This window comes from Nioella aestuarii (genome assembly GCF_050896395.1).
Classification (GTDB): domain Bacteria; phylum Pseudomonadota; class Alphaproteobacteria; order Rhodobacterales; family Rhodobacteraceae; genus Nioella; species Nioella aestuarii.
The window spans coordinates 1-2462 of record NZ_JBPBBA010000080.1 but is presented as its reverse complement, the minus strand read 5'-3'; the positions used below and the strand labels follow the sequence as shown (position 1 = coordinate 2462).

Below are 2462 nucleotides of genomic sequence, written 5' to 3'. Positions count from 1 at the left end.
GGTCGCGCTGGCGGTGGCGCTTGGCTTTGCGGCCCGCGCGCTGATCCTGCCGCGGCCCGATACTGGCCAGACCCGGCGGCTGGACGGGATCGGGGTCGTCCTGCTGGCCATCATCGTCATAGGGTTGATGGCCGGGGTTGCGCCCCTGATCGCCAGCGGCTGGCAGGCGGTCGGCTTTTGGCTGGCCGTGGTATTCGCCGCCAATTTCGGGCTGCAACTGGTGGCTTTTTTAGCACTTCGTGCCCGAAGCTCGCACGAGGTGGCGCTGTCGATAATTGCGGGCAACCGCAACGTGGCGCTGTTTCTCGTGGCGTTGCCGGCTGCTACGGTGGACGCGCTCTTACCCTTTATCGCCTGCTACCAGTTCCCGATGTACCTGACGCCGCTGCTGCTTGGCTGGCTGCACACAAGGTCAGAGACCTGAACGGATCATGTCGGCAGCCTTCTCCGCGATCATCACTGTGGGCGAGTTGGTGTTGCCCGAGGTGATCGTGGGCATGATAGAGGCATCGACGACGCGCAAACCTTCCATCCCATGCACCTTCAGCCTGTAATCGACCACCGCGCCGGGGCCATCGCCCATGCGGGCTGTGCCGACGGGGTGGAAGATGGTGGTGCCGATCTGGCCTGCGGCCTCGATCAGTTCCGCTTCGGTCGCATATTCGGGGCCGGGGCGAACCTCTTGCGGGTTGAACTGCGCCAGCGGGGCCTGGGCCACGATCCGACGCGTGAGCTCTATCGAACGGGCTGCAACGATGCGGTCGGCCTCGGTGCTCAGGTAGTTGGGCCGGATCGCCGGTGCGTCGCCCGGTTTGGGGGATTTCAGGCGGATATCGCCGCGCGACTCGGGGCGCAGGTTGCAGACGGAGGCAGTGAAGGCGGGGAAGGGGTCCAGGTCCTCACCGAACTTGGGCAGAGAGAGCGGCTGAACATGGTATTCAAGGTCGGGCGTCTCCAGCGAGGGGTCGGACTTGGCGAAGGCCCCTAGCTGTGAGGGCGCCATCGACATCGGCCCCCGGCGGCGCAGCGCGTAGTCGAGGCCAATCTTGGCCTTTCCGAACATCGTGGACGCCATCTGGTTTAGTGTCTTCACGCCTTCAACCCGGTAAGAAAGCCGCAATTGCAGATGGTCTTGCAGGTTGCCGCCGACGCCCGTCATCTCGTGGGCCACATCGATCCCGTGATCCTGCAGATGCTGGCCCGGTCCGATCCCCGACAGCATCATGATCTGAGGTGAGCCGATGGCGCCTGCCGACAGGATCACCTCTCGCCCGGCCTTGGCTATCGCGGGCTGACCATCCTTGAGGAAGCGGATGCCTGTGGCCTTGCGTCCCTCCAGGATCAGCCCCTGTGCCTGCGCGCCGGTCAGAACGGTCAGGTTCTGCCGGTCGCTAGCAGGGCGCAGGAAGCCGCGCGCCGTGGACCAGCGCCAGCCGCGGCGCTGATTGACCTGGAAATAACCCACACCTTCGTTGTTGCCCCGATTGAAATCGTCGGTGCGGGGAATGCCCGCCGCCTCTGCTGCATCGGCAAACCGGTCGAGGATGTCCCAGCTCAGCCGGGGTTTTTCCACCCGCCATTCGCCGCCCGCACCGTGATGTTCGCTTTCACCTGCGAAATGATCTTCGGATTTGAGGAAATAGGGCAGCACATCGTCCCAGCCCCAACCGGGATTGCCCATTTGTCGCCACTGGTCATAGTCGCGGGCCTGCCCCCGCATGTAGATCATGCCGTTGATGGCAGAACAGCCCCCCAGGATGCGGCCACGCGGGTAAAGGATCGACCGACCGCCAAGCCCCGGTTCGGCCTCGGTCTTGAACATCCAGTCCGTGCGCGGGTTGCCGATACAATAGAGGTAGCCAACCGGGATCTTGACCCAGATGTAATTGTCGCGCCCTCCGGCCTCCAACAACAGCACATTGACGCGCGGGTCTTCGGAGAGGCGATTGGCCAGAACGCAGCCCGCGCTGCCTGCGCCCACGATCACATAGTCGAATTGTCCGAAGTCTTTCATCTGACGGCCCCCTCTGAATGGTTGCAACTTGCCCGCCGGGAGATGCAGGGTAAATGACCAAAATTCGTCAACACATGTTCAAAAACGGTCTCAGGCGTTCAGATTTGGGGCAGTTCCGGCACCCGTTTGATCGTGGGACAGCAGGGCTGCGTACTGTTCGATCTGAGCTTCAGCATCACTTCAGATGCTTTGGGGCCGCTTGCGAGTCGGGTGAAGCCGGCGCGATTCACCCTTTGGAGAGCAGGGGTTGAGTACAGGTATGCTGATATCTCAAGATGTGGTGCCTTGAGTCGTGGATTGCCGTGATCTTGGTTCTGATTTCGGGGGGCTCGGGCCATGGATTGGAGAGGGTCGGTTTGAGCGTTCAAGATCTAACATATTGAATTTGTTTATGTATTATGTCTTTTTCAAAAAAATTTCCTGTTTCGTGTAAAAAGCTCTTGCGGCT

The 2462-nt window shown here is 61.6% G+C and carries 1 protein-coding gene and 1 pseudogene; one reads left to right on the top strand and one right to left on the bottom strand.

Annotated features, from left to right (window positions below; all coding sequences use genetic code 11):
- A pseudogene (locus tag ACROHD_RS20765) lies at positions 1–424 on the top strand (hypothetical protein); the annotation flags it as partial.
- Here ACROHD_RS20765 and ACROHD_RS20760 read toward each other — a convergent pair.
- Positions 413–2014, bottom strand: coding sequence for a GMC family oxidoreductase (locus ACROHD_RS20760; protein ID WP_432680348.1), 1602 nt, complete (start codon positions 2012–2014; stop codon positions 413–415). The pseudogene ACROHD_RS20765 and the gene ACROHD_RS20760 overlap by 12 nt on opposite strands.
- Between the last annotated feature and the right edge of the window lie 448 nt (positions 2015–2462).